The 23,286-nt window shown below is 72.5% G+C and carries 23 protein-coding genes; 4 read left to right on the top strand and 19 right to left on the bottom strand.

From position 1 onward, the window contains the following. Window position 1: 1 nt before the first annotated feature. Entirely contained in the window at window positions 2–1,597 is a 1,596-nt protein-coding gene (locus tag BM236_RS18980) for a hypothetical protein (protein ID WP_091123278.1), read from the bottom strand. A gap of 150 nt (window positions 1,598–1,747) precedes the next feature. Between BM236_RS18980 and BM236_RS10450 the strand changes: the two genes are divergently transcribed. Next, window positions 1,748–2,650 carry an LOG family protein gene (locus BM236_RS10450; protein WP_091123276.1) on the top strand — a complete coding sequence of 301 codons (903 nt, stop codon included), beginning with the start codon at window positions 1,748–1,750 and terminating at the stop codon, window positions 2,648–2,650. A gap of 7 nt (window positions 2,651–2,657) precedes the next feature. On the opposite strand, the gene BM236_RS10445 is transcribed toward BM236_RS10450, so the two are convergent. The 6 genes from BM236_RS10445 to BM236_RS10420 are packed head-to-tail and all read right to left on the bottom strand — an operon-like array spanning window position 2,658 to window position 7,239. Further along, a complete protein-coding gene (locus BM236_RS10445) occupies window positions 2,658–3,305 on the bottom strand; it encodes a GTP cyclohydrolase II (RefSeq protein ID WP_091123274.1) in 648 nt (215 codons plus the stop codon). Window positions 3,306–3,308: 3 nt separating this feature from the next. Beyond that, window positions 3,309–3,998: a RibD family protein gene (locus BM236_RS10440; protein WP_091123272.1), complete on the bottom strand. Its 690-nt coding sequence runs from the start codon at window positions 3,996–3,998 to the stop codon at window positions 3,309–3,311. Continuing rightward, window positions 3,991–4,860, bottom strand: a complete 870-nt coding sequence (locus BM236_RS10435) for a lysylphosphatidylglycerol synthase transmembrane domain-containing protein (RefSeq protein ID WP_175507638.1) — start codon at window positions 4,858–4,860, stop codon at window positions 3,991–3,993. Before BM236_RS10435 ends, BM236_RS10440 begins: the two co-directional genes overlap by 8 nt. After that, window positions 4,857–5,855: a glycosyltransferase family 4 protein gene (locus tag BM236_RS10430; protein ID WP_091123268.1), complete on the bottom strand. Its 999-nt coding sequence runs from the start codon at window positions 5,853–5,855 to the stop codon at window positions 4,857–4,859. The genes BM236_RS10435 and BM236_RS10430 overlap by 4 nt, the downstream gene beginning before the upstream one ends. Continuing rightward, entirely contained in the window at window positions 5,852–6,256 is a 405-nt protein-coding gene (locus BM236_RS10425) for a 6-pyruvoyl trahydropterin synthase family protein (RefSeq protein WP_091123266.1), read from the bottom strand. The genes BM236_RS10430 and BM236_RS10425 overlap by 4 nt, the downstream gene beginning before the upstream one ends. 2 nt (window positions 6,257–6,258) lie before the next feature. Then, on the bottom strand, window positions 6,259–7,239 hold the full coding sequence (locus BM236_RS10420; protein WP_091123263.1) for a zinc-dependent alcohol dehydrogenase: 981 nt from the start codon (window positions 7,237–7,239) through the stop codon (window positions 6,259–6,261). Between the two features lie 170 nt (window positions 7,240–7,409). Here BM236_RS10420 and BM236_RS10415 point away from each other — a divergent pair, with 170 nt between their 5' ends. Then, window positions 7,410–9,560 carry a CDP-alcohol phosphatidyltransferase family protein gene (locus BM236_RS10415; RefSeq protein ID WP_091123261.1) on the top strand — a complete coding sequence of 717 codons (2,151 nt, stop codon included), beginning with the start codon at window positions 7,410–7,412 and terminating at the stop codon, window positions 9,558–9,560. Next, on the top strand, window positions 9,560–9,940 hold the full coding sequence (locus BM236_RS10410) for a hypothetical protein (protein ID WP_091123258.1): 381 nt from the start codon (window positions 9,560–9,562) through the stop codon (window positions 9,938–9,940). Before BM236_RS10415 ends, BM236_RS10410 begins: the two co-directional genes overlap by 1 nt. A gap of 6 nt (window positions 9,941–9,946) precedes the next feature. Here the strand turns inward: BM236_RS10410 and rlmN are convergent, their stop codons facing one another. The 8 genes from rlmN to rpsB form a co-directional block, all read right to left on the bottom strand. Further along, window positions 9,947–11,041, bottom strand: coding sequence for a dual-specificity RNA methyltransferase RlmN (gene rlmN, locus BM236_RS10405; RefSeq protein ID WP_217645295.1), 1,095 nt, complete (start codon window positions 11,039–11,041; stop codon window positions 9,947–9,949). 199 nt (window positions 11,042–11,240) lie between these two features. Continuing rightward, the gene (gene phoA, locus BM236_RS10400) at window positions 11,241–12,914 is read right to left on the bottom strand and encodes an alkaline phosphatase (RefSeq protein WP_217645291.1); all 1,674 of its coding nucleotides are present in this window, start codon (window positions 12,912–12,914) and stop codon (window positions 11,241–11,243) included. Between the two features lie 143 nt (window positions 12,915–13,057). Then, entirely contained in the window at window positions 13,058–13,414 is a 357-nt protein-coding gene (locus tag BM236_RS10395) for a hypothetical protein (protein ID WP_245750259.1), read from the bottom strand. 80 nt (window positions 13,415–13,494) lie between these two features. Further along, window positions 13,495–14,406, bottom strand: a complete 912-nt coding sequence (locus tag BM236_RS10390) for a phosphatidate cytidylyltransferase (protein WP_091123253.1) — start codon at window positions 14,404–14,406, stop codon at window positions 13,495–13,497. A gap of 27 nt (window positions 14,407–14,433) precedes the next feature. After that, window positions 14,434–14,988 (bottom strand): ribosome recycling factor, encoded by a 555-nt coding sequence (frr, locus tag BM236_RS10385; RefSeq protein ID WP_217645294.1) that lies wholly within the window; start codon window positions 14,986–14,988, stop codon window positions 14,434–14,436. Window positions 14,989–15,042: 54 nt separating this feature from the next. Further along, window positions 15,043–15,756 (bottom strand): UMP kinase, encoded by a 714-nt coding sequence (gene pyrH, locus BM236_RS10380; protein WP_091123249.1) that lies wholly within the window; start codon window positions 15,754–15,756, stop codon window positions 15,043–15,045. A gap of 116 nt (window positions 15,757–15,872) precedes the next feature. Next, window positions 15,873–16,682 carry a translation elongation factor Ts gene (tsf, locus tag BM236_RS10375; protein WP_091123245.1) on the bottom strand — a complete coding sequence of 270 codons (810 nt, stop codon included), beginning with the start codon at window positions 16,680–16,682 and terminating at the stop codon, window positions 15,873–15,875. Between the two features lie 39 nt (window positions 16,683–16,721). After that, window positions 16,722–17,666, bottom strand: coding sequence for a 30S ribosomal protein S2 (gene rpsB / locus BM236_RS10370; RefSeq protein WP_091123243.1), 945 nt, complete (start codon window positions 17,664–17,666; stop codon window positions 16,722–16,724). Between the two features lie 412 nt (window positions 17,667–18,078). Between rpsB and BM236_RS10365 the strand changes: the two genes are divergently transcribed. Beyond that, window positions 18,079–18,708, top strand: coding sequence for a M23 family metallopeptidase (locus BM236_RS10365; protein WP_091123241.1), 630 nt, complete (start codon window positions 18,079–18,081; stop codon window positions 18,706–18,708). A gap of 122 nt (window positions 18,709–18,830) precedes the next feature. Here the strand turns inward: BM236_RS10365 and BM236_RS10360 are convergent, their stop codons facing one another. The 4 genes from BM236_RS10360 to BM236_RS10345 form a co-directional block, all read right to left on the bottom strand. Then, the gene (locus BM236_RS10360) at window positions 18,831–19,757 is read right to left on the bottom strand and encodes a tyrosine recombinase XerC (RefSeq protein ID WP_245750258.1); all 927 of its coding nucleotides are present in this window, start codon (window positions 19,755–19,757) and stop codon (window positions 18,831–18,833) included. 69 nt (window positions 19,758–19,826) lie between these two features. After that, entirely contained in the window at window positions 19,827–20,975 is a 1,149-nt protein-coding gene (gene dprA, locus BM236_RS10355; RefSeq protein WP_091123236.1) for a DNA-processing protein DprA, read from the bottom strand. Next, on the bottom strand, window positions 20,972–22,597 hold the full coding sequence (locus BM236_RS10350) for a YifB family Mg chelatase-like AAA ATPase (protein WP_091123234.1): 1,626 nt from the start codon (window positions 22,595–22,597) through the stop codon (window positions 20,972–20,974). The genes dprA and BM236_RS10350 overlap by 4 nt, the downstream gene beginning before the upstream one ends. Beyond that, the gene (locus BM236_RS10345; RefSeq protein WP_245750257.1) at window positions 22,597–22,992 is read right to left on the bottom strand and encodes a YraN family protein; all 396 of its coding nucleotides are present in this window, start codon (window positions 22,990–22,992) and stop codon (window positions 22,597–22,599) included. The genes BM236_RS10350 and BM236_RS10345 overlap by 1 nt, the downstream gene beginning before the upstream one ends. Between the last annotated feature and the right edge of the window lie 294 nt (window positions 22,993–23,286).

The following is a 23,286-nucleotide window of genomic DNA, read 5'->3' as shown; positions in this document are numbered from 1 at the left end:
GTCAGGACAGCGGGAGCCGGACCTGCCGGCGATCGAGCGTGACCGTGTAGGGCTCGTCGCAGATGTCCTGGTTGTCGGTGCGGCAGGCCGTCCGGGGGTGGCTTCCGCCGAGTGCCAGGGTCGCCGAGGAGATGTCGGCCGGCACCTCGAAGACCAGCGTCGTCGGGCCGGCGTCGACGGCCGGATAGGGCTTGCCGGCGTCATCGAGCAGCTTCGCGAGGCGGCGGTCGACGCCCTGGGGGTGCTGATCGGCGGGATAGGTGAAGGTGACATCGAGGTAGAGGAACGCCCGAGTCGGGCTGCTCGGTCGCCGGCTGCCGATGAAGTAGCCCAGCTCGACGCCGTGCACGGTGACCTTGCGCTGCACACTCGTCACCCGGCGGCCGTCGCCGAAGTCGAGTGGCCGGTCGGTGTGCTCGGTCACCGAGAACGTCTTCCCGATCTTGAACCGGCGCTGCGGCCGCGCGAGCACGGCGATGTTGCCGGCCGCCGGGGCCTCCTCGAGCAGTGAGAGCCGTTGCGTGATGCCGTCGGCGGCGCCGACGAGATCGACGCTCTCGGCGCCGGCCGGAACGGCGACGACGTAGGAGGACGAGCCGGCCGGCAGCGGGCGGGCGCTCCCGTCGACCTCGACGTGGAGTCGAGCCTTGGTCCACGGACGGCAGTGGGGGGTGTTCGCGCACGGCCAGTCCGCCAGGGTGAAGCCGAGGAGCGACCCGCCGGCTGGTGCCGCCTTCGCATCGGACCCGGCGCCCACCTGCTTCACCGGCCCCAGCGCGGTGATGCGCACCCCGGTCTTCTCCCAGCCCATCGCCAGCGCTCGAGCTGGAGCAGGGATGTCCTGCGCCGTCGCGGCCGTCAGCTCCGTGCCGGAGGCTCGCGGCGCCACGGAGGCCGGCGACGACGCCGGCTTGTGCGCGGAGCCGCTGGGGTCGTCGTCCCCCGAGCGCACGAGCGCCGCGATCCCCCCGCCCGCGACCAGGGCCGCCACCACGCCCGGCACCACCCAGCGCGTGGCCCGTCGGCGCCGGGCGACCGTCTCGGCGCGCTCGATGTGGGTGACCTCGTCGACCGTGGGGAGCTCGGTCGGACCGACCGGGATCGCGACCGGAGGCAGCACCGTCTCGTCGGCGGCAGAAGCCGGCCCGGCGGGCAGGACGGTCTCGACCGTCGGCATCGTCGCGATCGGCGGGAGCACCGTCCCGAGGGACCCTCCGGGAGGAGGCAGCGTGGCCTCGACAGCGGGGGCCGGCGAGGTCACCGGGACCTTCTCCGTCGGCTCGGGCGCGAGGCTCAGCAACGTCCGCACGGCCCATCCGGCGCGCTCGGGGGCCAGCCCCCACTCCTCGAGCCGCTGCCGCAGCCCGTCGACGGCCTCCTCGTCGAGCGCGGTGCCCGCGGCGGCGATGGCCTCGACGACCCCCTCCTCGGCGGCGACGACCAGCGCCTCCATCGCGGCACGGTGCTCGGCCGCCTGCGCGCCCAGGGCGTCGCTCAGCATCGCCTTGAGGCGCGAGGGTTGCGCCGCGGCGGGCCAGCCGTGGTCACGGATGACGGCGGCGAGAGCCGCGACGACAGGTTCCTCGGGCTCCGCCATGGCCCCTCCGATCCACCAGCGCCCTTCTCCGGGCTCCGGCTCAGCGTCCACCAGCGCGCTGAGGTCACGTTGAGGGGGGCGTCCGGCGTCACCAATCTGAAGGATGCCTCGCGGGACGCCGTTCGCGACGTCCCGCCTAGTCTCGGCGTCGTGAAGCGTCGTCGCGTCCGCCACCAGCCCCGCCCCCTCGCCGCGCCGGTCGCGGAGGTGCCCGTCGATGCCGAGCGCACGTCGCTCTACACCGCGGACGAGCTCTACGACTCCGCCAGCTACGCCGACTCGGTCGACGCCCGGGCCTACGCCTGGTCGCGCGAGCCGCACTCGCGGGAGGCCGCCCGGGTCCAGGCGATGCACGACTTCGCGATCGACGAGGCGCTCGACGCCTGGATCGCCGGCCGGCACCTGGTCGGGATCATGGGCGGTCACGCGGTGCAGCGTGGCGAGCCGACGTACGGCTCGGCGGCACGGCTGGGGCACGCGCTCGCCCAGCGCAGCGTCGTGGCGACCGGGGGCGGGCCGGGGGCGATGGAGGCCGCGAACCTGGGCGCCTGGCTGGCGGCGTACGACGTCGCGCAGGTCGACGCCGCCGTCGCGCGACTCGGGTCGGTCCCCGGGTTCCGCCCGTCCGTCCAGGCCTGGGCCGACCTGGCCCTCGAGGTCCGCGCCGAGCTCGCCGACCGGCCGCAGCAGAGCTCCCTCGGGATCCCGACCTGGTTCTACGGCCACGAGCCGCCCAACGTCTTCTGCGACGCGATCGCGAAGTACTTCCGCAACGCCACCCGGGAGGCGATCCTGTTGGAGGTCTGCGACGCCGGCATCGTCTTCCTGCCCGGGACCGCGGGCACCGTGCAGGAGGTCTTCCAGGACGCGTGCGAGAACTACTACGGCACGCCCGAGTCGGTCGCGCCGATGGTGCTGGTCGGCGAACGCTACTGGACCGAGGAGCTCCCGGTCTGGCCGCTGCTGTGCTCCCTGGCACAGGGCCGGGACATGCAGGGCCGGATCTTCCTGGTCGACAGCGTCGCGGAGGCGGCCGCCGTCGTCGCTCCCTGAGCCGAGCTCACGGGTGCTCGCCGTCGGTGGCCGCGCCCAGCGTGGCGGCCTCCCCGTCCTGGCGGCTCGCCTTCGCGGCCAGGTAGTCGCGGTTGGACGGCGTCACGTGGACGGTCATCGGCACCTGCTCGACCACCCGGATCCCGAGCCGGTTGAGCTGCTCGGTCTTGTCGCGGTTGTTGGTCAGCAGCCGGACCTGCTCGACACCGAGCGCCTGCAGCATCTGGGCCGCCGCGGTGTAGTCGCGCCCGTCCTCGGGATAGCCGAGCGCGAGGTTGGCGTCGAAGGTGTCCAGCCCGGAGTCCTGCAGCCGGTAGGCGTCGATCTTGGCGTAGAGGCCGATGCCGCGGCCCTCCTGGCGCAGGTAGAGCAGGTAGCCGCCCATGGTCGCGAGCAGGTCGAGCGAGTCGTCGAGCTGAGGACCGCAGTCGCACCGACGACTGCCCAGCACGTCACCGGTGAGGCACTCGCTGTGCAGCCGCACCAGGGGTACGCCGGCCGGGCCGGTCCCGCCCGGCACCGGCCCGTCGCCCAGCGCCAGCGCCACGTGCTCGCGACCGTCGACGAGCCCGTCGAAGCTGACGAGCGTCCCGGTCGCGACCCGCCCGTCGGGCAGCCGCACCGGGAGCCGCACCTGTGTCCTGATCGTTGCCACGCCTCATCCCTCCTCTGGCCGCTGCACGCACCGATCGGTGAACGCGTAGCGGAGCACCACGACATCTCCCACCTGGTCCACACCCGCCAGCCGCGCCCGGTCCCCGACGTGGCCGCCGGGCCCCAGCAGCCGGGGCGCATGCGGGTCGCCGACCAGGAGCGGGGCCACCGCGAGCTGCAGCTCGTCGGCGACGCCCTCGGCGAGGAACTGGGTGAGCACCCTCGCGCCGCCCTCGACCAGCAGCCGACGTACGCCTCGGGTGTGGAGGTCCTCGGCGACCGCGCGCATGGACAGCGCCGGGCCGAGGCCGACGACCGTCGCGCGCTCCCCCACGGACTCGTGCACGTCCGAGGCGCAGGCCGCGTAGACGAGCCTCGCAGCGCTGCCCGCGGTGAAGAAGCGCGCGCCCGGATCGAGCTTGCCCCGCTCGGTCACGGTCACCTTCAACGGGCTGTCGGGCAGCCCGCGACGGACCCGCTCGGCGCGTCGCTCGGCGGAGCGGACGCACAGCCGCGGGTCGTCGGCACGGATGGTCCCGGCGCCCACCAGGATCGCGTCGCAGCCGGCCCTGACCGCGTCGACGCGGTCGAGGTCGGCCTCGTCGGAGAGCACCAGCCTCCGGTCGGTCGCGTCGTCGAGGAAGCCGTCGAGCGAGACGCAGCAGCTGAGGACGGTGTAAGGGGTCTCAGCCAAGGCGTGCCTCCCGGGCCGGCCGGAGCCGGGTGACGGCAAGCGCGACGGCGCCCGGAAGGGTCGCGACCAGCGCGACCACGCCGTAGGTGACCGAGACGGCCAGACCGTCGGCGGCGGGCAGCCCGACCGCGGCGAAGGCGGCGGCCGCCGCTCCCTCCCGCGGCCCCCATCCGGCGATGCTGGTGGGCACGGTGGACCCGAGCAGGACCGCGAGCGCGAGGGCCGTGGTCTGCCCGGGTGGCAGGTCGACCCCGGCGGCCGCCATCCCGGCGACCAGGACGGCGGCATGGCAGGCGGCGACCCCGAGCGAGGTGCCGACCACGATGCCGGCCGTCGAGGGGCGGCGGAGGATGGCGGCCAGGTCCGACCTGACCGGACGCCAGCACAGCGCGACCGCAGCCAGCACGACGGCCACGGCGCCGACCACGAGGGCCGCGGGCCGCAGGCCGGTCGACACGAGCGCGACCAGGGCCACCGTGACGACGACCTGCGTCGCCAGGCCGAGCGTGCGCTCCCAGAGGACGCTGCGCGCGGCCCGGCCGCGGCTCTCGACCCGCTGCCCGTGCTCGAGCGCCCGGTGGACGTCGCCGAGGACGCCGGCCGGCAGGGTGGCGTTGAGGAACTGGGCGCTGAAGCACGAGAGGTACGCCGGCCCGAAGCCGATCCCCGCCGCGAGCGCCGTCCCGACCGCCCGCCAGCGCCAGGCGCAGCACGCGGTGGCCACGGCGGTGAGGCAGAGGGCGAGCGCCAGGAGGCGGCCGTCGGCGGCGCGGACACCGCGCACGACCGGGTCGGCGCCGAAGCGGGCCAGGAGCACCGCGAGGATCAGTGCGCCGGCGACCGGTCGGAGCTGCGCCGTCACGATCCGGCTCCCACCGCTGTCGGCAGGGCGGCCTCGATCCGCGAGGCCGTCACGTCCCAGCCGTCGAGGGTGTCGCGCCGGGCCAGCGCCCGGCTGCGCAGGTCGCGCCGCAGGGAGGCGTCGGTGAGCCAGCGGCGCAGCGCACCGGCGAGCGTGCCGGGGTCGCCGGGCGGGACGAGCAGGCCGGGGAGGCCGGAGCCGATCGCCTCGCGGACCCCGCCGACGTCGGAGGCGAGCACGGGGACGCCGCGGGCGAGCGCCTCGGCGAGCACCATGCCGTAGGACTCGGTCCGCGACGGCAGCACCAGCAGGTCGGTCGCGTGGTAGCGCTCGGCGACGGCGGCCGGCGGCAGCGGCCCGGTCAGGGCGATCGGCCCGGGCGGCAGGTCGTCGTGGGGCCCGACCCACGTGCAGGTCCACGGCAGGTCGGTCAGCGTGGCGAGCGCGTCGGCGAGGACGTCGTACCCCTTGGTGTGGGAGGCGCGGCCGACGCTGAGCAGCGCCCGCCCGGACGGCGTGCCGGCCGCGACCGGCGCCGGGTCGACGCCGGGCGGCGCGACGTGCACGTCGGCCAGTCCGTACTGACGACCCAGCCAGTCCCCCGTCCAGGAGCTGGTCACGACCACCGATCGGGCCGACCTCATGACCGCGCGCTCCGCGGCGCGCACCGCGGGCGTCTCGACCCCCAGCGGGAGGTGGACGAGGACGCCCAGCGCGACCCGGGCCGCCGCGGGGATCACCACGTCGGGCGACGCCGAGGCCAGCAGGCCGTCGACGAGCACGGCCTCGCCGTCGGTCACGGCGGCGAGGGTGGCGGCCAGCCGGGCGGACGCCTCCGCGCCCGGGTGCGGCCAGTCACCGGTCACGGCATGCTCGACGACCCGCCGGCCGCGCGCCGTCAGGGCATCGGCGAGCCGCCGGTCGTAGCGGTTGCCTCCGCTCGGCCGGGCCGGGTCGTCGATGTCGTGGGGCACGACGAGGTGCAGGACGGTCATGGCTCGGTGAGGACCCGCGGAGCCTCGTAGGTCACCCAGGCGACGTCGGACTCGCGCAGCGTCACGGCGACGGAGGTGACGCCATTGCCCAGGACCCCCTCGCCGACCCGGGCGGCCAGCTCGTCGCCGATGACCTCCGCCACCGCCTCGGTGGTCCGGTTGCGGCCGGTGAACGCGGGCAGCTCGTCGAGGTTCTGGAAGTCCAGGTCGGCCAGCACGGCGCGCAGCTCGCTGGTCGCCTTGGCGATGTCGACCAGCACACCCGACGGGTCCAGGCTCTTCCCTCGGAACGCCGCCTCGACGACGTAGGTCGCCCCGTGGAGCCGCTGCGCCGGGCCGAACTCCTCCCCGGCCAGGCTGTGCGCGACCATGATCCGGTCTCGGACGGTGACGGTGAACATGGTCAGGCCTCCTGGTAGTCGATCGTGTGGCACAGCGCGGGCGACCCGGCCGAGAGCGCCGCCATGACGTCGGGCAGCTCCTCGAACGGCGAGCGGCCGGTGAGCAGGGTGTCGAAGGCGTCGTCGCGCAGCAGCGTGAGCGCCAACGCGAGCCGGTCCGAGGTCGAGCGCCGGGCGCGCCGGGCCGGGGCGACCGCTCCGACCTGGCTGGCGACGATCCGCAGGCGACGCGAGTGGAAGGCGCCGCCGAGGCCGACGGTGACCTCCCGGTCGCCGTACCAGCTCAGCTCGAGGACGGTGCCCTCGTCGGCGAGCAGGTCGACGCTGGTCTGCAGCCCGGCCGACGTCGCGCTGGCGTGCACGACCAGGTCGCGCTCGCCCTCGGCGTCGCCCGGCGTCGCGAACCGGGCACCGAGCGCCTCGGCGACCGCGGCTCGCTCCTTGTCGACGTCCACGAGCGTCACGTCGACCCCCGGGATCCGCGCCAGCAGGCGGGTGACGCTGCAGCCGACCATGCCGCCGCCGACGACCGTCACCCGGTCGCCGACCAGCGGCGCGGCGTCCCACAGCGCGTTGACGGCGGTCTCCACGGCCCCCGCGAGGACGGCTCGACGGGCCGGTACGCCGTCGGGCACCGGGACGACGGCGCTCGCCGGGACGACGTACGACGTCTGGTGGGGGTGGAGGCAGAAGACGGTGCGGCCGAGCAGCTCGTCGGGGCCCGCCTCGACGACGCCGACGTTCAGATAGCCGTAGGCGACCGGACCCGGCAGGTCTCCGCGCTGGAACGGCGCCCGCATCCGCTCGCGCTGGTCCTCGGGCACCTCGCCCCGGAAGACCAGGGTCTCGGTGCCGCGGCTGACCCCGCTGTGCAGCGTCCGCACCAGGACGTCGTCGGGGCCGGGCTCGGCCACGGGCACCCCACGGACCTCGCCGACGCCCGGGCGCACGACGACGAAGGCGCGTGCGGTGCGCTGGGTCATGGTGCCCGTCCTGTCCTGAGCCGGTCCTCCGGGGCTCGTGAAACCGCTTGAACCACCCTCTTGAACCACCCTCTTGAACCACCCTCTTGAACCACCCTCTTGAACCACCCTCTTGAACCAACACCGTGCCGGTGTCGTGCCCCACTTGTCACCACCATTACGGAGGCCACATGCTCGAGGTTCAGATCCCCGCGGCCCGCCGCCCGGCCGACCTGGTCACGACGGTCCGGCTGGCACTCGTCTGCGCGGTCGCAGCGCTGGTGGTCCGGGCGATGGTCGCCCCCGTCGCGCTCGGTCTGCTCGTCCCGCTCGCGAGCGTCGCGCTGGTCCTCGACGCGGTCGACGGAGCGGTGGCGCGCCGGACGGTCTGCACCCGATTCGGGGCGCGCTACGACATGGAGGTCGACGCGTTCCTGGTGCTGGCGCTGAGCGTGCACGTCGCCCGCACGGTGGCGTGGTGGGTGATCCTGATCGGCCTGGCTCGCTACCTGCTGCTCGTCGCGGGGTGGCTGTGGCCCTGGCTGCGCGCGCAGACGCCGCCGCGTTACTGGGCCAAGGTCGTCGCCGCCGTCCAGGGCATCGTCCTCACCGCCGTCACGGCCGACGTCATGCCTCGCACGCTCGCCCTGACCGCACTCGCCGTCGCGCTCGCGCTGCTCGTCGAGTCCTTCGCCCACCAGGTCCGCCAGCTGCGGCGACTGGGATCCGCCGACACCGTCGACCGGCCGCCCACGGTCGCGGTCACTGTCGCGGCGTACGTCGTCTTGTGGCTCGCCCTCGTCGCTCCGGACCGGGTCCGCGACCTCTCGCTCGCGGCCTTCCTGCAGGTGCCCGTGGAGCTGCTGGCGCTGGTGCTCCTGGCCGCCGTCCTCCCCTCATCCGTACGCCGGCCGGCCGTTGCCGCTCTCGGTGTCGTGCTGACCCTGCTGACCGTGGTGCGCGCCCTCGACCTGGGGTTCTCGGTCGTGCTGGACCGCCGCTTCGACCTGCTGAACGACTCCTACTACGTCGGCCCCGGGCTCGGCGTGGTGCGCGACTCGAGCGGGATCGTGGCCGTGGTGGGGCTGGTGGCCGGCGTGGCCGTCCTCGTCGTCGTGATCGGCGTGGTGCTCACCGCGGCGGTCAGACGGGTGGCCTCCTCCGCGGCCCGGCACCGTCGGGTCGGCGTGACGGTCGTGGCCGCCGCTGCGACGGTCGGGGCGTTCTCCGCGGCGGCCGGAGGTGGCGTCGCCTCGACCGGGACGTCGGTGCTGGCCGCGCGACAGGTCCAGGCGGTCTCGTTCGACCTCGCGGACCGGCACGTCTTCGCCGGCGAGATCGCCGAGGACGACCCCCTGCCGCCCGGGCTCCTCAGCCGGCTTCGCGGCAAGGACGTCCTGCTCGTCTTCGTCGAGAGCTACGGCCGGGTGGCGGTGCAGGGGACGTCGTACTCGCGAGGTGTCGACGCCGTCCTCGACCGCGGCACCGCGCAGCTGCGGGCCGCGGGTTATGACTCGCGCAGCGCGTTCCTCACCTCTCCGACGTTCGGCGCGGCGAGCTGGTTGGCCCACTCGACCCTCCAGTCCGGCCTCTGGGTCGACAGCCAACAGCGCTACAACCAGCTGGTCACCTCCTCCCACGCGACGCTCACGTCGGCCTTCGAGCAGGCCGGCTGGCGCACCGTCTTCGACGTCCCCGCGGTGACGAAGGACTGGTCCGACGGCCGCCGGTTCTACGGCTTCGACAAGCTCTACGACGAGCGCAACGTCGGCTACCGCGGACCTCGGTTCAGCTATGCGCCGATGCCCGACCAGTTCACCATCGCCGCCTTCGAGCAGCACGAGCTCACCGCGGGCCCCCGGAAGCCGGTGATGGCGGAGATCGACCTGGTCTCCAGCCACCACCCGTGGACGCCGCTGCCCCAGCTCGTGCCGTGGTCGGCGGTGGGCGACGGCTCGGTCTTCTCGCGGGTCCCCGCCGTGGGTGGCTCGCCGGACGAGGTGCTGCGCAGCCCGTCCCGGGTGCGCGCCGCCTACGGGAAGTCGGTCGAGTACACCTGGTCGGCGCTCGTGTCGTGGCTGGCCCGGCGTCCCGACCCGAACCTGGTGCTCGTCGTGCTCGGCGACCACCAGCCGCACTCCTACGTCACCGGTGCCTCTCCCGGCCACGACGTCCCGATCAGCGTCATCGCGCAGGACCCCGCGGTGCTCGACGCCGTCTCCGGCTGGGGCTGGTCGGCCGGGCTGCGGCCGCCGCCCGACGCGCCGGTCACGCGGATGGACACCTTCCGCGACCGGTTCCTCGCCACCTTCAGCGACCCTGCTCCGGAAGGGAGCCCATGATGATGATCCGCACCATCGCCGCGGCGGCCGTGCTCGTCTCCGCGGTCGTCCACCTCTACCTCTGGTTCGACGGCGTCAAGGACCAGGGCACCGTCGGCGCCCTGTTCGTCGTCAACGTCGTGGCCGGGATCGCGATCGCGGTCCTGCTCGTCATGTGGCACGACTGGGCGCCGCTCCTCCTCGCCGCCGGCTTCGGCGCCGCGACGATCGTCGCGTTCCTCATCGCCGCGACCGTCGGGCTCTTCGGCATCGAGACCGACTGGAGCTGGTACGCCTGGCTGGCCTTCGTCGTCGAGCTCGTCGCGGTGGTCTGCGGTGCTCTGGGGCTGGCCCGGGAGGGGTACGTCGGCGGCCGGCACCGCGCTCACGCGAGCGCGTAGTCGGGCTCAGGCCTCGACGGCCGCCAGCTGCCCGCAGGCGCCGTCGATCTCGCGGCCGCGCGTGTCGCGCACGGTCGTGGAGATGCCCTTGGCCTCGAGCCGGCGCACGAACTCCCGCTCGTCGGCGGGGTCGGAGGCGGTCCACTTCGAGCCGGGCGTCGGGTTGAGCGGGATCAGGTTGACGTGCACCCAGCCCCAGTCGCCGTAGGAGTTGAGGACGTCGGCGAGCAGGTCGGCGCGCCAGCCCTGGTCGTTGATGCCGCGCATCATGGCGTACTCGATCGACACCCGGCGCTTGGTCGTCCGGGCGTACTCCCAGGCCGCCTCGACGGTCTCGGCGACGCTGAAGCGCGTGTTGATCGGCACCAGCTCGTTGCGCAGCTCGTCGTCGGGCGCGTGCAGGCTCAACGCCAGGGTGACCGGGACGCCCTCGGTCGCGAGCTGCTTGATCCGGGGCACCAGGCCGACCGTCGAGACGGTGACGTGGCGCGCCGAGAGGCCGAGCCCCTCGGGGGCGGGGTCGGTGAGCCGGCGTACGGCTCCGATGACGGCGCGGTAGTTCGCGAGCGGCTCGCCCATGCCCATGAAGACGACGTTGGAGAGCCGTCCCGGCCCGCCCGGGACCTCGCCGGACGCCATCGCGCGGGCGCCGACGACGACCTGGTGCACGATCTCGGCGGTCGACATGTTGCGCTGCAGGCCGCCCTGGCCGGTGGCGCAGAAGGGGCAGGCCATGCCGCAGCCGGCCTGGGAGGAGATGCAGATGGTGGCGCGATCGGTGTAGCGCATCAGCACCGACTCGACCAGCGCGCCGTCGAAGAGCTTCCACAGCGTCTTCACCGTGGTGCCGCGGTCGGCCTCGAGCGTCCGGATCGGGGTCATCAGGTCCGGCAGGAAGGTCGAGACGATCGACTCGCGCTGGGCCGCGGGCAGGTCGGTCATCTCGGCCGGGTCGTGCACGAGCCGCTCGAAGTAGTGCACCGACAGCTGCTTGGCACGGAACGCCTGCAGCCCGGCCTCCGTGGCGGCCTCCTGCCGCTCGGCGAGGGTGAGGTCGGCGAGGTGACGCGGCGGCTTGCCGCGGCCCTTCGGCGGGCTCATCACCAGCGGCAGCGCGCGGCCACGCGCGGCTGCCTCGTCCGGGGTCTCCTCGCCGATCGGTCTGCTCACCCCGCCAGTGTCCCACCCGGGCGGCGGCCGGTCCTACTCGGCGAAGCAGCGGCCCCGGGACGCTGACAGCGGCCCGGGGATACTCCCCGGGCCGCTGCCGCCGATCAGTCGGTAGATCAGCGCGACGGGATCAGTGGAGCTGCCGCTGGACGGCCCGGTAGGCGCGCAGCTGCGCCTTCAGCTTCGCCTTGCGGTCGCCCTTGGCCTTCCTGATCTGCTTGGCCAGCGTCCTGACCTTGCTGTCCACGGCGCTCGTGAGGCGCGCCGGGGCGACCTCCTTGGTGACCGTCACGGTCTTCGTGGTCGTGCCGGCCGACGGGGCCGGATCGAGGCCGACGCCGCTGAGCGCGTCCTTGATCGTGTCGAAGACGTCGGTCTGGTCCGACAGCCCGACCGCGTTGGCGGCGCCCGGCCCGAAGCCGGCGATGCGCAGCTGGGTGCCTGTGTGCTGCTGGGAACCGCCGAGCTGAGCGGTGCCGTAGGCGACGGTCTCCACGGTGCCGTCGTGGGTCAGCAGGTTGTAGGTGCCCGCAAGCGGGACCGATGAGCCTCCGGTGATGTCCTCGGCGTTGATGATCTGGCTGGTGTGGGCGTGGTCCGCCGTCACGATGACGAGCGTGTCGCCGTGCGTCTTGGCGAAGTCCATCCCGACCTTCACGGCCTCGTCGAGGTCCTTGGTCTCACCGATCTGACCGCAGGCGTTGGCGGCGTGGTCCTGCTTGTCGATCGACGCGCCCTCGACCTGGAGGAAGAAGCCCTTGTCGTTGTCCAGCAGGCCGATCGCCTTGCTCGTCATGTCAGCGAGCGTCGGCTGGGTGCCCGGCCAGGTCACCGACGTGCCGTCGGGCGCCGTGTCGTTGGTCTGGCACTCGGCGGCGGGCTTGGCGTAGCCGTCGGCCGTCGCGGGGGTCGCCTTGTAGCGGGTCTGCATGTTCCCCGAGGCGAAGAGGCCGAGGACCGGGGCGGACTGGTCCGCCTTGGTGACAGCGGTCATCTCCGCCTTGGTGGTGGGGACCTGGAACCCGGCGTCCTGGGCGTTCTGCAGCACCGACCTACCGTTCGCCGCGACGGCGTCGAACCAGCCCTTGCCGCCGCCCATGACGACGTCGGCCCGGGTGTCGAGGATCTGCTCCTCGATCGACTTCTGCCCGGGGCACTTGGCGGTGTCCTTCTTCTGCGACTTGCCGTCGACGGTCACGGTCTGGCCCACCGGCGTGTAGCAGCCGCGGTCGGCGACGTGCGAGAGCTGGACGGCGGGGGTCGCGTCCTGGACCTCGGCGGTGGTGATGTCACCGGTCTTGAGCCCCTGGGTCTTGGCCCACTCGAGCAGCGTCTGGTGCGCGGTGGTGCCGTCCAGGCCGACGCTGATCGCGCCGTTGTAGGTCTTCGTTCCTGTCGACCAGCCGGTGCCCGACGCGGCGGAGTCGGTCACGTAGTCGGGCTTGCCGGTGTCGTCCCCGGTCGTCAGCGGGTCGTCCCCCTTGTGCAGCGCGTACGTCGTGTACTGGCCGGTCAGCGGAAGGCTGTCGATGCCCTCGAGCTGGCCGGAGGCGCCGACGAGGTAGTTGCGCGCGACGGTGATCTCGGAGTCACCCATGCCGTCGCCGATGAAGAGGATGACGTTCTTCGCCTTGCCGAACTTCACCTGCGCGGCGATCTCGGCGGTCTGGTCACCGTCGTGGCGGTTGGCGCCACCGGTCTCGCTGATGTCGGCGGCGTACGCCACCCCGGTGCTCGCGACCGCGAGCCCCGTGACGCCGGCGAGCAGGCGCACCCGGCGCATGCTGGCATTCGTGCGGGCCATCTTGGCTTCCTTCGACTCTCGCCCGAGCCGTTCCCAGGCGGTTCAGTCGCAAGCTAGGGACGCAAGAAGACCGTGCGCGCCACCTCACGTGACCGGTGCGTGAACGCAGCCGGACGACTGGGTCGCCCACGAGATCGACGCGGTCAGCGGGTCAGCAGCCAGAGCGCCGTCGCGGCGACTCCCACCACCACGACGGCGGTGGTGACCATGCCCAGGAGGAAGTAGAGACCCAGCCGGCGGGTGCGCTCCCGCACGATCAGCACGAGCGGTACGACGAGCAGGACGGCTCCGAACGGGAAGAGGTCGGTCGCCGTGTGCTTCGGGAAGAACGCCTCGAGCACGGCCGCGAACAGCCCCGGCACCAGGAGCGTGAAGGCGAGCCCGGAGAAGAAGCCGCTCAGCGGCGTGAAGACAGGGTGGTCGCGGTGCCACCAGTTGGGGCTCTCGGGCTCGGGCATCTCTGCGGCGCTGTCCGCCGACTGTGGTCGCAGCTGACTCATGTCTCCTCCTCGAAGTCGAGGACGTGTGTCTCGACCCTAGCGCCACCGTCGCGCCAGGTGCGGCACATCGCGTCGGTCGGTCAGTTGAAGACCGCGTAGTGCAGGAGCAGCCAGATGGGGGCGATCGTGGCCAGCAGCGAGTCCAGCCGGTCCATCAGCCCGCCGTGCCCCGGGATGACCTGGCTCATGTCCTTGACGCCCAGGTCACGCTTGATCACCGACTCGCACAGGTCGCCGAGAGTCGCCATGACCACGGTGATCACGCCGAGCGCCACACCGACCCACCAGTCCGCGTCCAGCAGGAGGACGACCAGGAGGACGCCCGCGGTGATCGTGAAGATCGCCGAGCCGGCGAACCCCTCCCAGGACTTCTTCGGGGAGATGACCGGAGCCATGGGGTGCCGGCCGAAGAGCACGCCGGCGACGTACCCACCGATGTCGGAGGCGATCGTGACCAGGACGAAGGTGATGATGCCCTTGACGCCGTCGTCGATGCCGGTCTCGTCCCAGGTGCCGCCCTCGGCGAGCATCAGCGCGACGAAGGACCCGAGGAACGGCAGGTACACCAGCGTGAAGACCGAGCCGGTGGCGGTCTTGACATAGCCGTCGACGCCGCGGCGCAGCAGCCAGAGCATGGTGACCAGCGCGGTGACCGCCGTCGCCGTGACCAGCGCCTCGGCGCCCCAGGCGTAGGCGACCACGACCATCACGACGCCGCCGGCCATCAGCGGCTGCTCGGGCAGGTCGATGCCTTTGGCGAGCAGGCCCTTGCGCAGCTCCCAGACGGCGACCACCACGGCGGTCGCGACGATCAGGATGAAGAGGCTCTTCCAGATGAAGAGCGAGAGCGCCACGGCGGCGAGCAGGACCACCGCCGAGAGGATCGCGGCCTTGAGGTCGCGGCCCGCGCGGCCGTGGTCCTTCGTGGGCTTGTCGCCGCCGACCTTCCCGGAGCTTCCGGAGCCGTCGGCGGCAGGTGCCGGCACTGACATGTCGGTCATCGTGAGGAGCGCTCGAGGTCAGACCTCGAGCAGCTCGGCCTCCTTGGCCTTCAGCAGGTCGTCGATGGCGTCGGTGTGCTTCTTGGTCATCCCGTCGAGCCGCTTCTCGGCGCCGGTGAGGTCGTCCTTGCCGATCTCGCCGTCCTTCTCGAGCTTCTCGAGGTTCTGCTTGGCCTTCTGGCGCACCTGGCGAACCGACACGCGGCCGCCCTCGGCCTTCTCCCGCGCCTGCTTGATGTAGTCCTTGCGGCGCTCCTCGGTCAGCTCGGGGAACACCGCGCGCAGGACGCGACCGTCGTTGGAGGGGTTCACGCCGAGGTCGCTGTCGCGGATGGCCTTCTCGATGTTCGGCATCGCCGAGGCGTCGAAGGGAGCGATCACGATGACCCGCGGCTCGGGGCTGGTGAACGTCGCGAGCTGCTGGATGGGCGTGGGCGTCCCGTAGTACTCGACGGTCAGCTTGTTGAAGACCGTCGGGGTGATGCGGCCGGCACGCAGGGTCGCGAAGTCCTCGCGGGTCGCATCGACCGACTTGCCCATCTTGTCGTCGGCCTCGTTGAGGATGTCGTTGATCACCGGAGCTCCTTCGTCGATGTCTCGCTGGTCGCGCTTGTGCTGGTGGGGGTCTCAGCCGGCGCTGACCAGGGTGCCAATCTTCTCACCCTGCACGACGCGCAGGATGTTGCCCCGTGGCTCCATGCCGAAGACGACCATGGGCAGCTTGTTCTCGCCGCACAGGGCGAACGCCGTCTGGTCCATGATCCGCAGGCCCTGCCCGATGGCCTCGGCGTAGGTGAGCTGGTCGTACTTGACCGCGTTCGGGTCCTTCTTCGGGTCGGCGGAGTAGACGCCGTCGACGCCGCTCTTGGCGACCAGGACCACGTCGCACTTGCTCTCCAGCGCCCGCTGGACGGCGACGGTGTCGGTGGAGAAGAAGGGCAGTCCCATGCCGGCGCCGAAGATCACGACGCGGCCCTTCTCGAGGTGGCGGATCGCTCGGCGCGGGATGTAGGGCTCGGCGACCTGGCCCATGGTGATGGCGGTCTGGACCCGGGTGTCGACCCCGAGCTTCTCGAGGAAGTCCTGCAGCGCCAGGCAGTTCATGACGATGCCGAGCATGCCCATGTAGTCGGCCCGTGCGCGGTCCATGCCGCGGTTCTGCAGCTCGGCGCCGCGGAAGAAGTTGCCGCCGCCGGTGACGACGGCGACCTGCACGCCTGCGTCGACGACCGCCGCGATCTCCTTCGCGACCGTCTGCACCACGTCGGGGTCGACGCCGACCTTGCCCCCGCCGAAGACCTCGCCGGAGAGCTTGAGGAGAACCCGCTTGTACGCCGTCACGCGGTGACCTTTCCGTGGTCGATCTGGGTCTGGACGTGCGAGAAGGCCGGTCCGATGATCAGTTGTTCCGTCATCGGACCGGCCTCCTCGTCGTACGTCAGGTGAAACCTATCTGGTTACGCGCCGACCTCGAAGCGGGCGAACCGCTTGACGGTCGTGTTGGCCGCGTCGAGCACCTGCTTGACCGACTTCTTGGCCTCGAAGACCGACTCCTGGTCGAGCAGGACGATCTCCTTGAAGAAGGCGCCGATGCGACCCTCGACGATCCGAGCGACGGCAGCCTCGGGCTTGCCCTCCTCGAGCGTCTTCTTGGTCAGCACGTCCTTCTCCGACGCCACGACGTCGGCCGGGACCTCGTCGCTGGTGAGGTACTGCGCCTTGAGCGCAGCAGCCTGCTGGGCGGCCTGCTTGGCGGCAGCCTCGTCGCCCTCGAACTCGACGAGCACGCCGAGGGTCGGAGGCAGGTCGGAGGCCTTCTTGTGCAGGTAGACCGTCGTGGTGCCGTCGAAGTAGGCGACCTCGCCCAGCTCGATCTTCTCGCCGATGGTGCGGGCGAGCTCGTCGACCGTCTCGCCGACCGTCTTGTCGCCGAGCGACACGGCCTTGAGGGCCTCCGCGTCGCCGACCTTGCTGGCGTTCGCGGCGTCCGCGATCGCCTGGGCGGCGGCGACGAACGCCTCGTTCTTGGCGACGAAGTCCGTCTCGGCCCTCAGGCTGATCAGGGCGTTGCCCGAGGTGGCCACGAGGCCGGCGGAGGCCTCGCGCTCGGCGGCGCGGGCGGCGGCCTTGGCCGCACCCTTGACGCGGAGCAGCTCGACGGCCTTGTCGAAGTCGCCGTCGGTCTCGTCGAGCGCCTTCTTGCAGTCCATCATTCCGGCCTGCGTCAGCTCACGGAGCTTCTTGACGTCGGCTGCGGTGTAAGCCATATGTCTTCCTCTTCAGGTACGTCGGTGTACGGGAGTGGATCAGGCCTCGGCCGGAGCCTCGGTGGTCGCCTCGGTCTCACCCTCGGTCTCGCCCTCGGCCGGAGCCTCGATGGCAGCCTCGGCGGCCTGCGGCTCCTCGGCGGCCGGGGCCTCCGTGGTGGCCTCGGCGGCCTGCGGCTCCTCGGCGGCCGGGGCCTCCGTGGTGGCCTCGGCGGCCGGGGTCTCGAGCAGCTCGCGCTCCCACTCGGCCAGCGGCTCGGCCGTGGTGCCCTCGGCGCCGACGGTCTTGGCGCCGGAGCGGGCGATGAGGCCCTCGGCGACGGCGTCGGCGACCACTCGGGTCAGCAGGCCGACGGCGCGGATGGCGTCGTCGTTACCCGGGATCGGGAAGTCGACCTGGTCGGGGTCGCAGTTGGAGTCGAGGATGCCCACGATCGGGATGCGCAGCTTGCGCGCCTCCTCGACGGCGAGGTGCTCCTTGTTCGTGTCGACGATCCACACCGCCGAAGGCGTGCGGACCATCTCACGGATACCACCGAGCGACTTGTTGAGCTTGTCGCGCTCGCGACGCATCTGCAGCAGCTCCTTCTTGGTGCGGCTGCTGCTCGCGACGTCGTCGAAGTCGATCTCGTCGAGCTCCTTGAGGCGGTTGATCCGCTGGTGCACGGTCGAGAAGTTGGTGAGCATGCCGCCGAGCCAACGCTGGTTGACGTAGGGCATGCCGACGCGGGTCGCCTGCTCGGCGATCGCCTCCTGGGCCTGCTTCTTGGTGCCGACGAAGAGGATGACGCCGCCCTTGGCGACGGTCTCCTTGATGAAGGCGTAGGAGCGGTCGATGTAGGCCAGCGACTGCTGCAGGTCGATGATGTAGATGCCGTTGCGCTCGGTGAGGATGAAGCGCTTCATCTTCGGGTTCCAGCGACGGGTCTGGTGTCCGAAGTGGACGCCGCTCTCGAGGAGCTGGCGCATGGTCACGACTGCCATGATGTTTTCTTCTCCTTGTGGTGGAGCCGCACTCCGTTCAGCTCGCCCTTGCGTCTGTCGAGGGCGTGCCGGAGGTGGCTCCGATCGGGTTTTCAGTTGCTGCCCGGTTCTTGCTCAGCCGGGCCCTGACGCTCACGCGCGCCCCCACCCTCGGACTGGCCTCGGGACTGAGGGACGCACCCACGGGTGATCGACGCTCAGGAGGTGAGCGCCGTCGCGGTCTGTGGACGTGCGAAGTCAACCCACACGGGTTGCACGGTCGAGGATAGTCCGATCGCCTGCGCGGAGCGAATCTGTGCGGCCCCGCCTCGTTCGGGCCGATCGTCGTCCACAGCTCGCCTCTCAGGCGCGGTTCTCCACAACCGTACGACGGCCCGCGCGTCGTCGCCTCCGGCGGGGCATCGTCCTCCCCGTGAGATCGTCCACCGCCGCCCGGACCCGGCTCCCCGGCGCGGTCCTTGTCGTCGTCCTGCTGACCGGTTCCATCCTCGGCCCATCGCCGGTCAGCACCGCCGGGGAGCCGGATCCGGTCGGCGTGTGGCCGCTCTCCCCCGCCCCATCCGTCGTGCAGCGGTTCGACCCGCCCTCATCCCCCTGGGGAGCCGGTCACCGGGGTGTGGACCTGCTCGGTCACGTCGGCCAGACCGTCGGGAGCGCGCTCCCCGGCCGGGTCACCTTCGCCGGCATGCTGGCCGGCCGCGGGGTGGTCGTCGTCGACCACGGGGAGACCCGCACCAGCTATGAGCCGGTCGCCGCGACGGCCCACGTCGGGGATCTCGTCAGCGCCGGCGGCCCGCTCGGCTCGCTCACCCCGGACCTCTCCCATTGCCCGCCCGCCGCCTGCCTGCACTGGGGCTGGATCCGCAACGTCGACGACGTCTACCTCGACCCGCTGCTGCTCGTCGGTGCAGGCCCGGTCCGACTGCTGCCGCTGTGGGGTGACCGGCCGGGCGGTTCTGGGCCGATCGCGCCTCGTTCTGTCTCCCCGTACGCCGGGTGGCGGCCGCTCGTCGAGGTGGTGTCGTTCTCGCCGGCGTCCTGACGGGCTTCCGAGCGGCGTTGGGCCGGAGCGATCGGTGTCTCGACTCGGCGGTCATCGCCTCGCAGGCTCGGTCGCGCGGCTCGCTCGACCACCGTCAGCGGGTCCGCTGGCGCGGCCCCCGCTCACGCGCGTGGATGGGCTTGTTGATAAGCGCGACGGAGTCGGTCGGTGCTGACGTGGGTGTAGAGCTGTGTCGTCGCCAAGGACGCGTGCCCCAGCAGCTCCTGCACCGAGCGCAGGTCGGCGCCGCCCTCCAGGAGGTGGGTGGCGGCGGTGTGGCGCAGCCCGTGCGGGCCGATGTCGGGGGCGCCGGGGACCTCGGCGATCCGGCGGTGGACGAGGGTACGCACGGCCCGCTGGTCGATGCGCCGCCCGCGCGCACCGAGGAAGAGGGCGGCGCCGGCTCCGTCGACGACGAGCGCCGGCCGGCCGCGGACGAGCCACGCGTCGAGCGCTCGGGCCGCCGGATCGCCGTAGGGCACCGTCCGCTCCTTGCGGCCCTTGCCGAGGACGCGCACGACACGGCGGCCGTGGTCGACGTCGTCGACGTCGAGCCCCACGAGCTCGCCCACGCGGATCCCCGTGGCGTAGAGCAGCTCGAGCATCGCCACGTCGCGTAGACCCATGGCGCTCCCGTCGTCAGCCAGCTCGGCGGCAGCGCGGATCAGTGCGCCGGCCTCGTCGGCACGCAGCACCGGCGGCAGGGTCCGGTGGGCACGCGGCGATCCGAGGCTCGAGCCGACGTCCGTGGACGTCCGGGCGGTGCGGGCGAGCCAAGCGGTGAAGACCCGGGCCGCGGTGGCCCGACGCGCGATGGTCGTGCGGGCACGGCCGGTGGTCTGCTGCTTGGCCAGCCAGCTGCGGAGGACGCGCAGGTCGAGCCGGTCGACGGAGTCGATCCCCGACCGGTGCGCATGGTCGAGCAGGCTGGCGATGTCGCCGATATAGGCGCGGATCGAGTGCGCGGTCAGGTCGCGCTCGGAGCGCAGGTGCCGCTCGTAGTCACCCAGCAACCGGGCGAACTCCTCGGGCAGGTCGGCTTCCTCCACGCTGCCCAGCGTGGCCGACGAGCCGCTGCGGGCCGGTGCCGACACGCCCGCGACGACAGGTCCGCCGCATCACGATCGCGCATAGGCGCTGAGCCGCCAGCCGGTGGAGGACCGCTCGGCGAAGCCGTTGCGGGTGAGGTCGGCGAGGTGGCGCTCGGTCTCGGCCGTGCCGAGGCCGGCGATGCGGGCGATCGACTCCAGCCCTGAGGGCCTGAACAAGGGCACCGCCTCCAGCACCTGCTGCTGGGTCATGGACAGGCGGTCACGTGGGCGCTCAGGCCCGCGGAGGTCGATCGCGAGGTGCTCTCCCGACGCGCCGACGGACTCCAGCACCTCGCCGGCGTTGGTCACCACCGTGGCGCCGCGTCGGAGCAGGACGTGCACGCCCGCGGAGGTCATCGCCGTCACCGGGCCCGGGACCCCCATCACCGGACGGCTGATGGCGTCGGTCCAGCTCGCGGTGTTGAGCGCGCCGCTGCGCGGTGCCGCCTCGACGATCACCGTCCCGCGGGAGAGGGCGGCGATGATCCGGTTGCGGGCGAGGAAACGCAGCCGCATCGGAGCGGCTCCGGGCGGCGCCTCGGAGATCACCGCGGCGTGCTCGGCGAGGTGGCCGATCAGCCGTTCGTGCGCGGCCGGGTAGAACCGGTCGGCCCCGCAGGCGAGCACGGCGACGGTGACGCCGCCGCCGGCCAGGGCGCCACGATGCGCCGCCTGGTCGATGCCGTAGGCGGCGCCCGAGACGACGGCCCACCTCTCCGCAGCGAGCTGGGCCGAGATCTCGCGGGCGATGGTGGTGCCGTAGTCGGTGGCCGAGCGCGACCCCACGACCGCGACGGAGTCGGCGAGCGAGTCGAGCCGGACCGGCCCGCGCACCCAGAGCCCGAGCGGGACGCCGCCTCGGCCCTCCGTGACGTCGGCCGCGTGCTCCAGGTCGTCGAGCTGGCTCGGCCACTCGGCATCGCCCGGGACCACGAACCGGAGGTCGCTGCGGTGCGCCCTCTCCAGCTCGTCGGCGGGGTCGACGGCGTCGAGCCGGGCGACCGCCTCCGCGGACCGACTTCCGAGCTTGCCGGTGTCGATCAGCCGGCGGCACACGGCCACCGCACCGTGGGCCGACACCTGCTGCGCGAGCTCGAGATCGGCCGGCTCGAACGCGACGTTCAGCGCCACGCGCGCGAGCCGCTCGGCGTCGGCCACGTTCGTCGTGGCCGTCATACCGCCTGCCTCAGCATCGCCTCGAGCAGGGGCTCACCGTTGCGCAGCCGCATCGCGACGTCGAGCTCGTCGAGGCCGGGCTGCTCCGTCCCCCACAGGTCGGTGACCGTCCAGGCCATCCGGTGGACGCGGGTGTTGCCGCGCCCCGTGAGCCGGCCCTGATAGGTCGCCGCGTCGAGCGCGGTCTGCGCGGCAGGCGTCAATGGCCACTCCTGGCGCAGCGTCGGACCTGGGGCCTGCCCGTTGAGCCGCCAGGACCGGTCGGCGTACCGCTCCCGCTGACGCTCGCGGGCCACCTGCACCCGCGCGCGGACGCTGGCCGACGTCTCCGGCGGTGGCGTGAGCGGGTCCGGGGTGCCGTCGCCCTTGATCGGACGCACCTTCCTCAGGATGTCGATGCGGTCGGCGATCGGCCCGGAGAAGCGTGCCTGGTAGGCCCGGAGCTGCGGCGGCGTGCAGTAGCACCGGTTGCTGCCCTGGTCGCTGTCGAACTCACCGCACGGGCACGGGTTCATCGCGAGCACGAAGATGCCGCGGGCGGGGAAGGTGGCCGACTCCTCTCCACGGGCGATCGTCACCTCTCCGCTCTCGAGCGGCTGGCGCAGTGCCTGGATGACGTCGGACTGGAACAACGGGAACTCGTCGAGGAAGAGGACACCGTTGTGGGCCCGGCTCACCTCCCCAGGCCTCACCCGGCCGGTGCCGCCTCCGAGCAGACTCGCCCGGCTCGCGTCGTGGTGCGGAGCGGAGAAGGGCGGCCGCCTGATCATCCCGTCCTCCGGCTCGAGCGCGCCCGCCAGCGAGTGGATCGCGGTCAGCTCGAGCGACTCCTCGACGGTGAGGTCCGGCAGGATGCCGGGGATCCGCTCGGCCAGCGTGGTCTTCCCGGCACCTCGCGGGCCCGAGAGCATCAGGTGATGGCCGCCCGCGGCCGAGACCTCCAGGGCGAAACGGGCATCCTCCATGCCGAGCAGGTCGGAGAGGTCCTGCTCGGCCAGCCGCTCCTGGCCGCGCCAGGCGAGCAGGCGGCTTCCGGACATCGGCGCGACCGGCGGTGCCTCCGGCACCTCCTCGCCGCGGAGCTCGCACAGGACCTGGGCGAGGGAGCGCACTCCGAAGACCGCCATGCCGGGGACCATCGCCGCCTCGCGGCTCTGCGGCTCGGGGACGAAGACCCGCCGCACGCCGCGGTGGGCGGCCGCGAGGACCATCGGCAGCACCCCGGGGACGCTGCGCAGGCCACCGGACAGCGTCAGCTCCCCGATGAAGAGGGTGCCGGCCAGCGAGGCCGACGGCACCACGCCGATGGCCGCCATGGTGGCGACCGCGATGGCGAGGTCGAAGTGAGTGCCGCTCTTCGGAAGGTCCGCGGGCGAGAGCAGGATGGTGACGCGTCGCGTGTTCGGCCACTCGGCGTTGCGCGTCTCGTCGGCGCGGGTCTCGATCCGCACATGGCTGTTGTTGACGGCCATGCGACACCTGTCGCGCGCCTCGTTGAGCACGGAGTCGGCTCGCCCGACGATGGTGGTCCCCACGACCCCCCGCGAGACGTCGACCTGGACGTCGATGAGGTGACCGACGGCGCCGGCCAGGGCGACGGTGGCCGCCGTCGCGACCCCCATCAGATGCCCCTGACATGGTCGACCACGGCGGCCCCCTTGACCCGGCGCAGCACGGCGACGAGGTCGATGCGGATCTCCGGAGGGTTCAGGCCCCGGGCCTGTACCCAGCGCTCGGCGAGTCGACGCAGCCGGTCGAGCTTGTCGGGCCCCACCGCCTGGTGCGGCGTTCCGTAGGAGGTGTCGCTCCGGGTCTTGACCTCGCAGGCCACGAGCACCGGGCCGTCGCGCAGGACGAGGTCGAGCTCGCCCTCGTCACACCGCCAGTTCCGCTCGAGCAGGACCATCCCCAGCTCGGTCAGGTGGCGCTCCGCCACGTCCTCGCCGTAGCGTCCGAGCGCCGTCCGGGCCGCTGCCGTTGCCACCATGTCCTCGACCTCCGAGCCGATCGTTGTCATGCGACGAGCATCGACCGCGGCGAGGACAGGCGGTGGGCGCGGCCGAACGCCCTGTGGAGCACACCGCCGAGAGGGGACCCTGTGGACGGGAAGTGGCCCCCCGTGTGACGGAAGTCGAGGGGTGGGACGGCTCAGCTGACCGCTCGTGCGGCCGATGAGACCCTCTGAGGCCTGCTGGGCTGGTTGGTCCCGGGTCGACGTAGTCCTTCCGGTCTATGCCGACTGGCCCGATGGAATGATCTAGTCGCGGTCCCGTAGCGACGGGTCCTGGGCCTCCCTAACGTGTGCCCGCAG

Origin of the sequence: Nocardioides terrae (assembly GCF_900112345.1) — a bacterium.
Classification (GTDB): Bacteria; Actinomycetota; Actinomycetes; order Propionibacteriales; family Nocardioidaceae; genus Nocardioides; species Nocardioides terrae.
This window is presented reverse-complemented; position numbering and strand designations above follow the sequence as displayed.

Coding starts and splice junctions, on each gene's coding strand:
- BM236_RS10415 (WP_091123261.1), top strand. CDS start 7,410: ATGCTCGAGGTTCAGATCCCCGCGGCCCGCCGCCCGGCCGACCTGGTC.
- BM236_RS18980 (WP_091123278.1), bottom strand. CDS start 1,597: ATGGCGGAGCCCGAGGAACCTGTCGTCGCGGCTCTCGCCGCCGTCATC.
- dprA (WP_091123236.1), bottom strand. CDS start 20,975: ATGACGGCCACGACGAACGTGGCCGACGCCGAGCGGCTCGCGCGCGTG.
- tsf (WP_091123245.1), bottom strand. CDS start 16,682: ATGGCTTACACCGCAGCCGACGTCAAGAAGCTCCGTGAGCTGACGCAG.
- BM236_RS10350 (WP_091123234.1), bottom strand. CDS start 22,597: ATGGGGGTCGCGACGGCGGCCACCGTCGCCCTGGCCGGCGCCGTCGGT.
- BM236_RS10425 (WP_091123266.1), bottom strand. CDS start 6,256: ATGTTCACCGTCACCGTCCGAGACCGGATCATGGTCGCGCACAGCCTG.
- rpsB (WP_091123243.1), bottom strand. CDS start 17,666: ATGGCAGTCGTGACCATGCGCCAGCTCCTCGAGAGCGGCGTCCACTTC.
- BM236_RS10430 (WP_091123268.1), bottom strand. CDS start 5,855: ATGACCGTCCTGCACCTCGTCGTGCCCCACGACATCGACGACCCGGCC.
- rlmN (WP_217645295.1), bottom strand. CDS start 11,041: ATGAGCCCGCCGAAGGGCCGCGGCAAGCCGCCGCGTCACCTCGCCGAC.
- BM236_RS10345 (WP_245750257.1), bottom strand. CDS start 22,992: ATGACAACGATCGGCTCGGAGGTCGAGGACATGGTGGCAACGGCAGCG.
- BM236_RS10395 (WP_245750259.1), bottom strand. CDS start 13,414: ATGAGTCAGCTGCGACCACAGTCGGCGGACAGCGCCGCAGAGATGCCC.
- phoA (WP_217645291.1), bottom strand. CDS start 12,914: ATGGCCCGCACGAATGCCAGCATGCGCCGGGTGCGCCTGCTCGCCGGC.
- BM236_RS10420 (WP_091123263.1), bottom strand. CDS start 7,239: ATGACCCAGCGCACCGCACGCGCCTTCGTCGTCGTGCGCCCGGGCGTC.
- BM236_RS10410 (WP_091123258.1), top strand. CDS start 9,560: ATGATGATCCGCACCATCGCCGCGGCGGCCGTGCTCGTCTCCGCGGTC.
- BM236_RS10390 (WP_091123253.1), bottom strand. CDS start 14,406: ATGTCAGTGCCGGCACCTGCCGCCGACGGCTCCGGAAGCTCCGGGAAG.